Origin of the sequence: Streptomyces sp. NPDC058964 (genome assembly GCF_042741275.1) — a bacterium.
Lineage (GTDB): Bacteria > Actinomycetota > Actinomycetes > Streptomycetales > Streptomycetaceae > Streptomyces.
Genome location: NZ_JBHYKH010000109.1, coordinates 1 through 8,434 on the forward strand (window position 1 = coordinate 1; position 8,434 = coordinate 8,434).

Annotated in this window: 6 protein-coding genes and 1 pseudogene; 3 read left to right on the top strand and 4 right to left on the bottom strand. The window is 70.5% G+C overall.

Annotated elements, in window-relative coordinates; genetic code table 11:
• Positions 1-94: 94 nt before the first annotated feature.
• Positions 95-265, bottom strand: coding sequence for a hypothetical protein (locus tag ACFW2E_RS16150; protein ID WP_384466810.1), 171 nt, complete (start codon positions 263-265; stop codon positions 95-97).
• 27 nt (positions 266-292) lie between these two features.
• Positions 293-952: a TetR/AcrR family transcriptional regulator gene (locus ACFW2E_RS16155; protein WP_384466812.1), complete on the bottom strand. Its 660-nt coding sequence runs from the start codon at positions 950-952 to the stop codon at positions 293-295.
• A 180-nt stretch (positions 953-1,132) separates the two neighbouring features.
• Between ACFW2E_RS16155 and ACFW2E_RS16160 the strand changes: the two genes are divergently transcribed.
• Positions 1,133-2,383 (top strand): YncE family protein, encoded by a 1,251-nt coding sequence (locus ACFW2E_RS16160; protein WP_384466813.1) that lies wholly within the window; start codon positions 1,133-1,135, stop codon positions 2,381-2,383.
• 59 nt (positions 2,384-2,442) lie between these two features.
• On the opposite strand, the gene ACFW2E_RS16165 is transcribed toward ACFW2E_RS16160, so the two are convergent.
• Both ACFW2E_RS16165 and ACFW2E_RS16170 read right to left on the bottom strand, forming a co-directional pair.
• A complete protein-coding gene (locus ACFW2E_RS16165; RefSeq protein ID WP_384466815.1) occupies positions 2,443-4,302 on the bottom strand; it encodes a cellulase family glycosylhydrolase in 1,860 nt (619 codons plus the stop codon).
• A gap of 76 nt (positions 4,303-4,378) precedes the next feature.
• Positions 4,379-6,385 (bottom strand): GTP-binding protein, encoded by a 2,007-nt coding sequence (locus tag ACFW2E_RS16170; protein ID WP_384466817.1) that lies wholly within the window; start codon positions 6,383-6,385, stop codon positions 4,379-4,381.
• A 253-nt stretch (positions 6,386-6,638) separates the two neighbouring features.
• Here ACFW2E_RS16170 and ACFW2E_RS16175 point away from each other — a divergent pair, with 253 nt between their 5' ends.
• Together ACFW2E_RS16175 and ACFW2E_RS16180 are read left to right on the top strand one after the other, a co-directional pair.
• The gene (locus ACFW2E_RS16175) at positions 6,639-7,121 is read left to right on the top strand and encodes a (2Fe-2S)-binding protein (protein WP_384466819.1); all 483 of its coding nucleotides are present in this window, start codon (positions 6,639-6,641) and stop codon (positions 7,119-7,121) included.
• Positions 7,118-8,372, top strand: a pseudogene (locus ACFW2E_RS16180) (xanthine dehydrogenase family protein molybdopterin-binding subunit); the annotation flags it as partial. The gene ACFW2E_RS16175 and the pseudogene ACFW2E_RS16180, both read left to right, overlap by 4 nt.
• Positions 8,373-8,434: the final 62 nt, after the last annotated feature.

The following is an 8,434-nucleotide window of genomic DNA, read 5'->3' on the forward strand; positions in this document are numbered from 1 at the left end:
GTCAACGGGCGCCCCAGGCCCGCTCACCCGGCGGGAGGGGCGTCGGCGTCGCCGGGCAGGCGGGGATTCGACGACAGGGCCCAGGGCAACGGGGTCAGGTCCAGGACCACTTCTGGTCGTCGCCGCCGTCGCGGGTCCACAGGACGGGCGAGGTGCCGTTCGCGGCGCCCGCGTCCCGGGCGCCGTTGGCGCCGGGGACCGACCGGGGACCGGGGACCGGGGCGACGGTGACCGCGCCCGGCGTGGGCCCCGCGGAGCCGTTCACCGAGGCGGCGCACGACCGCCACGGGGATCAGGCTTCCGCCGGCCAGCCGCTCGGACGCAGGATCCCCAGCAGCTGCCGGACCAGTTCGTCGACCACCTCGTCCAGGGTCGCGTCCACCCACCCGGCGCTCCAGTCGTGGAGGAGGCCGTTGACGCTGCCGATGAACGCGGCCGCCGCGATGCGGTTGTCGCGCGGAGCGGCCTCCCCGCGCGCGACGGCCGCCTTCGCCTCGGCACAGATCAGCTCGACCCAGCGGGCACGGCGCGCGAGGCGCTGCTCCTCCAGGCGCGGGCTGACGCCGATGATCTCGACGAAGGTGATGCGGATGCGGCGCGGGTCGGCGGTGACGTTCGCCGCGTACGCACGGAAGATCGCCGCGGCGCGCTCGGCGAGCGGCAGGCCCGCCGCGCCGGTGCCCGCGGCCAGCACCGCCGTCTCGGCCCAGCCGTTGACCTGGAGGTGCAGCGCGGCGAGGACGTCCTCGAGGGTGCGGAACTCCTCGTAGAACTGGCGGGTGGACAGGCCCGCGGCCTCGCTGAGGGAGGCGACGGTCGTGGCGCGGAAGCCGGGCGTGTCACCGAAGAGCCGCAGCGCCGCGTCCAGGAACCGCTGCCGGCGCTCCGCCTGGCGCTGCTGCGCGGACTTGCCGGCGTAGCGGCCGGTCGGCGCCCTGAGCCTGCCCGTCACGGTGCCCTCCGTTCCCCAACTCCCCCACCGGAAGCCAATTTTGTCGTGCACACGGTCTTGTGGAGAAGGCCACCCCACCTTACTTTTCAGTAAGTTAACTCTGAATGCGCATGTGTTCAGATTCAGCGCCCTGTCATGGCACCCGCTCCCACCACACCCCACCCAGAGGAGAGAGCAGTCATGCCTGCCTTCAGACCCAGGCACCTTTGCTCCGTGGCCGCCGCCCTCGTGCTGACCTTCACCGCTCCCGCGACCGCCGCGACGGCGGCGACCGACGCCGCCTCCCTGCGGGAGGTGATGTTCGTCGGCAACAACTGGGACGGCACCGCGGACGTCATCAGGTCGGCCGGCGACTTCGCGAAAATAGGCCGGATCAACGTCGTCCCGGACAAGGACGCCCGGATGGCCGAGATCAACGCCGATCCGATCAAGTGGATCTACTTCATGGCCATCCGCAACGGCGTCGGCGAGGGTCACGACCAGTTCGCGGACGACATGTACTCCACGCCGGACGGCAGGTCGGTGGTGGTCTCCCGGCCGAGCTTCGCCGACGTCGTGTCGATCGACCTGGCGACCGGGAAGATCAACTGGCGTTTTCCCGTGTCCGGTTACCGGTCCGACCACATGGCGGTCTCGCCCGACGGCACCCGGGTCGCGGTCTCCGCCTCGACCGCGAACACCGTGCACGTGCTGGACATCGACACCGGCAGGCAGCTGGGCTCGTTCGCGACGGGCGACAAGCCGCACGAGAACATCTTCACCAAGGACGGCAAGTACATCTGGAACATGGCCATCGGGGACGTCAACACCGCCCTCGACGACCCGATCTGGGACTGGACCAAGGGCGACAGGCACATCACGGTCGTCGACGCGACGACGTACAAGCAGGTCAGGACCATCGACATGCGGGACCGGCTGAACGCCTTCGGTCTCAAGGACTTCTCCGACGCGGTCCGCCCCGCGGTCTTCTCCCCGGACGAGTCGAAGCTCTACTTCCAGGTCTCGTTCTTCAACGGCTTCCTGGAGTACGACGTCGCCACCGACAAGATCACCCGGATGAAGACCCTGCCGAAGAACCCGGCGACCAGCGAGGACCGCACCACCTGGGTCAACGACTCGCGCCACCACGGCATTTCGATGAACCCCGCCGGCACCAAGCTGTGCGTCGCGGGCACCATGGACGACTACGCCACGGTGGTCGACCGCGCCACCCTCCAGGAGGGTCCGCTGGTCAGTGCCTCCAAGCCCTACTGGGCCACGGTCAGCGGCGACGGCACGCACTGCGTGGTCTCCGAGAGCGGCGCCGACCAGGTCACGGCCATCGACTTCGCGACCGGGCGCAAGGTCACCTCCGTCGCGGTCGGCGACCATCCGCAGCGCGTCCGGCTCGGGCATGTTCAGGCCGACTGGACCGGTCCGGCGTCGAGTTGACGCGGACACGGGTGTTTCGGTCTCCGGGGTGTGCGCGCCCCGGAGACCGGATCCTCCGGTCAGAAGTGTGCCGCCGCCCAGGACGCCAGCTCGGACCCGGCCGCGCTCAGCAGGTCCGCGGAGGGTGCCGTCGCCCCGTTGGTCACCAGCGCGTAGTGCAGGACGCCGGAATCGGTGTCCGTGAGGAGCAGGCGCCGGCTGCCCGTGCCGCCCGGTTCGGGTGCCACGCCGACCGGGGTCGAGGAGGTGTACGCGGGAGGCGCGTACCCCGTGCCCAGGTCGGAGACGACCGTGGTGGACGCCGTCGGGAAGGTGGCGGGCAGGTGCAGCTCGGTGGGCGCCGCACCGCTGCCCGACCGCCACACCAGCAGGCCGTACTGGCCCGGTCCCACCAGCCGCGACACGTTGGGCAGGGAACTCGGCACCGGGTTCCAGGTCAGCGTGGTCGAGCCGTCGCGGGAGCGGTCCTCATAGGTGAAGGCCGCTGTGCTGCCGGACGTGGCGCTCGGGTAGACCCGGTCGAGCAGACGGGCGTCCTGACGGAGTGCCACCGCGCCCGAGTCGTCGAGCCGCACGGCGGACAGGTCCTCGTCGTTCCAGGCGTCGCCGGAGGTGAGCACCTTGCCGGCGTTGCCGTTCATCAGCTCGTGGTGGCGTCCGCCGTAGATGTCCCACTGCCACTGGGAGCCGGACAGGACCGGGCCGGAGGACGCCGGGGCGGACCACCACTTCGCCCCGGAGAGGCGGGAGTCGAGGGCCTGGTACATCGCCTTCACCACGGTGGGCGCCTTGTCCGAGACCGTCCCGGACAACGGGTGGCCGTACTCGCTGACCACGGCCGCGGTTCCGGCGGCAAGGGCGCGGTCGCGGATCGTGCCGAAGTCGGTCGCGTACTGGCCGTCGCCCGCCTTCCCCCACATGAGGATGCCGGAAATGGCCTTCTGGTCGTAGAAGTGGGTGTTGAAGACATAGCCCGGGCCGAGCGTGCCCGCGTCGAGCAGTCCGCCCTCCTGCTTCTGGGAGTCGATGTTGGCGTTCCAGAAGAGGTTCGGCTCGACGAAGGCGGGCTTGGACTTCCAGCCCGCCGCGTCCATGCGGGCCCGGAACCTCTGGTAGAAGGGCCACAGCAGGTCCCGCTCCCAGGTGCGGGAGGTCTGGCCGGACTCGTAGCCGCCGGCGTACGGCTCGTTGTAGGGGTCGAAGCCGACGACGCCGGCGAACTCGGCGTCCGTCAGGTGCTGGGCGAGGTACGCCATCGTCGACTGCGCCGTGGCGAGGAAGGCGTCCTGGAGGCCGTGATTGTCGTGCCAGAAGTCGTACTGGGCCTTGGTCACGGCCGCGTTCTGGGTGATGTTCTGGCCCCAGAAGAAGCAGATCCCGCAGGACTCGGCCGGGTAACTCCCCGCGTCGACCGCCCACTCGGGGGCTCCGTCACCGGTGTACCAGCTGCCGGAGCTGAACAGGTACCTGGAGTAGAGGTCCTGGTGGAAGTCGGGGTAGACGCGGATGCCGGCGTCGAGGAAGGCGCGCATCTGGTCGGTGACGGCGGCCAGGTACCCGGCGTCCACCTGCCCGCGCACCGGCTCGGCGTGGGCCCAGGAGAGCAGGAAGCGGACCGCGTTGCCGCCGCCGAGTGCGCGCAGGGCGGTCGCCGACTTCCGCGCGTCGGCGACCGAGGCGAAGGGCAGGCCGCCGTTCTCCTCCAGCTTGGTCTCGCCCGAGACGTTGTACCCGCGCAGCACGATCTCGCGGCCCTGGCCGTCGACGAACCGGCCGTTCCGCACGGTGAGGGTGGTGCCGTCGAACCAGAGGGAGTCGGCGGGGGCGGCGGTGGCGGGCGAGGTGCCTGCCACCGCCAGGAATCCACAGAGGACAACCAGGACAACGATCAGTCGCGCCCGGATATTGGTCATGTCCATTACAGTCTGGCGACTTCAGGACACCGTCAACCCTTCTGACTCCGGAGTAAGTTCTGGCTCGTGCGCACCTCCTCCCTCAACCGCCCAGCCGGTTCGTCACGTTCAGCAGGTACTCCCTGCGGTTCAGCGGGTTGTGGTCGGTGCGCGGTCGTTCCGGCACCGTGCCCCGGGTGACCGGGGCGTAGTGGTCGAAGGCGCTCTCCAGCTCGCCCTCGCCCCGGGTCAGCCCGGGCAGCCGCTGCTCCAGCTCGTGCACCCGGGCGGCCGGCACGGCGCCCTCCAGGACACAGAGGGAACCGTGCGTCCCGGTGGTCTGCGGCACCGCGCCGAGCCGGGCGAGCACCGGCAGCAGCGCGCCCAGGGTGTCGGCCGGGGCCTCCAGGCGGAAGCGGTGCATGGGCTCGTGCACCTGGGTACCCGCGCGGCGCAGTGCCTCGACCAGGACGAGCGGGGTGAGCCCGCGGAAGTCCGCCCCGGTGCTCGACATGCTCTTGTCGAAGCCCTGGTGGGCGTGGCTCTGCCGGGGCGAGTAGCCGGAGTGGGTCATGGTCACCGTGCAGTCGCTGACCCGCCAGCCGTGCAGGCCCTGGCCCAGGGTCTCCCGCACGGTGTCCTCCACCGCCTTGAAGAAGGCGTACGGCATGGCACCCAGCTCCACCTCGAGCCGGAAGTCCACGCCCGAGCCGACGGGGGCCGGGTCGACGCGCAGGCCGACGGTGGCCAGGAACGGGTTGGCGTCCTTCTTGTTGTACTCGACGGCCGCCCCCGTGCCGACGGGACGCTCGACGCAGATCGTCGTCGTCTCGCGGAAGGTGACGTCCAGGCCGTACTCGTCGGCGAGCGTCGCCTGGACGACCTCCTTCTGCACCTCGCCGTAGAGCGAGACGGAGGTCTCCTGCCGCACCTCGTCGTGGCGCACGTCGATCAGCGGGTCCTGTTCGGCGAGCTGGGTGAGCGCGACGTGCAGGGACCGCCGGTCCACGCCCGGGCCGGGGACGACGACCGTCTCCAGGGTCGGCGGCGCGAAGTGGTGGTCGTACGCCGCCCCCGGCACTCCCCCACGCCCGGCCGCGCTCGCGCGGGCGGCCGCCCCGAGCGTGTCACCGATCCGGATGCCGCCCAGCCCCCACAGCCTGCCGATCCGGCCCGCCCCGACGCTCTCCTCCCGGACGTCCGTGCCGTGGTCGAAGACGCTGACCGCGGTGACCCTGCCCTCTTCGGCACCGGCTCCGAACGGGATCCGGTCGCGGACACGGAGGGTGCCGGAGAAGATCCGCGCGTAGGCGACCTTCTCCCCCGCCGGACCCCGCTCGACCTTGAACACGGTGCCCGAGAGCGGCCCGTCGGGATCGCCTCCGGCCGCGGGCAGCAACTCCTCGATGCCGGTCATCAGCTCGGGCACACCGGCACCGGTGACGGCGGAACCGAAGTAGACCGGATGGACGAGCGCCTGCCGGGTCCGCTCGCCGAGGACGGCTCGAAGGCGGTCGTGCGGGACGGCGCCCTCGACGTAGGCCGCGAGCAGCTCGTCGTCGTGGTCGGCGAGGACGTCGAGCGCGGCCTGGCCGAGCCCGGGGACGAAGCGGGCGTCGCGGGTGCCGAGGCCGGTGGCCCTCCCCATCGGTACGACCGACCGGGTGAGCCGGGCGGCCAGCGCCCGCAGGACGGCCTCCTCCCCCGCGCCGCGCCGGTCGATCTTGTTGACGAAGACCAGGGTGGGGATGCGCAGCCGCCGCAGCGTCCGCATCAGCACCCGGGTCTGCGCCTGGACGCCCTCGACCGCCGAGACCACGAGGACGGCGCCGTCGAGCACCCCCAGGACCCTCTCCACCTCGGCGATGAAGTCCGGGTGCCCGGGTGTGTCGATGAGGTTGACGGTGACACCGTCGAGCGGGAACGAGACGACGGCGGACTTGATGGTGATGCCGCGCTGCCGTTCGAGGGCGAGGGTGTCGGTCCGGGTGTTCCCGTCGTCGACCCTGCCGATCTCGTCGATGACTCCGGCCGAGTGCAGCAGCCGTTCGGTCAGGCTGGTCTTACCGGCGTCTACGTGCGCGAGAATTCCGAGATTGAGCAGATGCACTGAGCGTGATGTCCTTCGGCATGGGTGGGATTCCTTCCTGGGCGGACATGCACGCAGGTCGCATCTCTGGTCCTCTCCGGGTGCCGACTGGACCCGTGCAGTGCAGCAGGACCGGCCCCCGGTGGCAATTGATTAATGCTCAACAAAAGCCCTCCGCAGCACTCGCCGCGTTCAAGGTGCGGTCATAGAGTGACCTGCATCACGTTCGGTCGCTGATTTCCCCTCGCTCACGCCCGTACGGTCTGGAGGGCACATGACCCACATCAAGGTGAACGTGGACGGCACGGCCTACGAGGACGACGTGGAACCCCGTCTCCTCCTGGCCCACTATCTGCGCGACCGCCTCGGTCTCACCGGCACCCCGATCGGCTGTGACACCTCCAACTGCGGAGCGTGCACGGTCGACCTGGACGGCGCGACCGTCAAGAGCTGCTCGGTACTGGCCGTACAGGCCGACGGGAGCGAGGTGACCACCGTCCAGGGCCTGGCCGAGAACGGCGAGTGGACACCGCTGCAGCGCGCGTTCCACGAACGGCACGGCCTGCAGTGCGGCTACTGCACCCCGGGGATGATCATGGCGGCACGCGATCTGCTGCGCGAGAACCCGCACCCCACCTCGGACGAGGTCCGGCAGGCCCTGGAAGGCAATCTCTGCCGCTGCACGGGTTACCAGAACATCGTCCGCGCGGTCCTCGCCGCCTCCGGACAACCGGTCGCCGAGGAGGTCACGGCATGACCGATCAGGCCGTCGAACGCGAGGTCGGCCGCTCCCGGCTGCGCAAGGAGGACGCCCGGCTGATCACCGGCCAGACCAACTGGACCGACAACATCCAGGTGACCGGGCTGCTGCACCTGGCCATCCTGCGCAGCCCGATGGCGCACGCCCGCATCACCCGGGTGGACGTGTCTCCGGCGCTGGAACGCCCCGGTGTCCTGGCGGCGTTCAGCGGCGCCGACCTCGCCGAGGGGCTCGGCTCGCTGCCCTGCGCCTGGCCGGTGACCGAGGACATCGTGCTGCCCGACCACCCGCCGATCGCCGTCGACGAGGTCCGCCACGCCGGCGACCCGGTGGCCGTCGTCGTGGCCCGCGACCGGTACGCGGCCGCGGACGCGCTCGAGGCGATCGAGGTCGACTACGACCCGCTGCCCCCGGTCCTCGACCTGGAGGCCGCCCTCGCGGACGACGCCCCGCTGGTCCACGCCGACAAGGGCACCAACCGCTGCTACACCTGGCCGCTCGCCACCGGCGAGGGCTTCGAGTCGGTCCGGCAGCGCGCCGAGGTGACCCTGAAGCGCCGCTACCACCAGCAGCGGCTGATCCCCAACGCGATGGAACCGCGCGCGGTCGTCGTCACCCCGCTGGCCGCCTCCGGTGAGTACACCGTCTACTCGGCGACCCAGATCCCGCACATCCTGCGGATCATGCTGGCGACCGTCACCGGGGTCCCCGAGCACAAACTGCGCGTGATCGCCCCGGACGTGGGCGGCGGCTTCGGCTCCAAGCTCCAGGTGTACGGCGAGGAGGCAATCGCGCTCACCGTCGCCCGGCGGCTGGGCCGGCCGGTGAAGTGGACCGAGTCCCGCTCGGAGGGCTACCTCGCGACCCATCACGGCCGCGGCATGATCCAGGACATCGAGGTCGCCGCCACCCGCGAGGGAAAGCTCCTCGGCCTGAAGGTCGACCTGCTCGCCGACATGGGCGCGTACCTGATGCTCGTCACCCCGGGCATCCCGATCCTCGGCGCCTTCATGTACCCGGCGATCTACAAGATGGACGCCTACGAGTTCAACTGCACCGGCGTCTTCACGACCCGGACCCCCACCGACGCCTACCGCGGCGCCGGGCGCCCGGAGGCCACGTTCGCCATCGAGCGGATCATGGACGAGCTCGCGGCCGAACTCGGCCTCGATCCGGTGGAGTTGCGGCCCCGCAACTGGATCCGGCACGAGGAGTTCCCGTACACCACGATCGCCGGGCTGTTTTTATTTTTTTTTTTTTTTTTTGTTGTCTCCGTGTAGGCTCTAGAATTGTTGTGTTTTTATGTGTTG

Bases quoted from the DNA above. Each gene is read 5' to 3' on its own strand.
- ACFW2E_RS16160 (WP_384466813.1), top strand. From the start codon at position 1,133: ATGCCTGCCTTCAGACCCAGGCACCTTTGCTCCGTGGCCGCCGCCCTC.
- ACFW2E_RS16165 (WP_384466815.1), bottom strand. From the start codon at position 4,302: ATGGACATGACCAATATCCGGGCGCGACTGATCGTTGTCCTGGTTGTC.
- ACFW2E_RS16175 (WP_384466819.1), top strand. From the start codon at position 6,639: ATGACCCACATCAAGGTGAACGTGGACGGCACGGCCTACGAGGACGAC.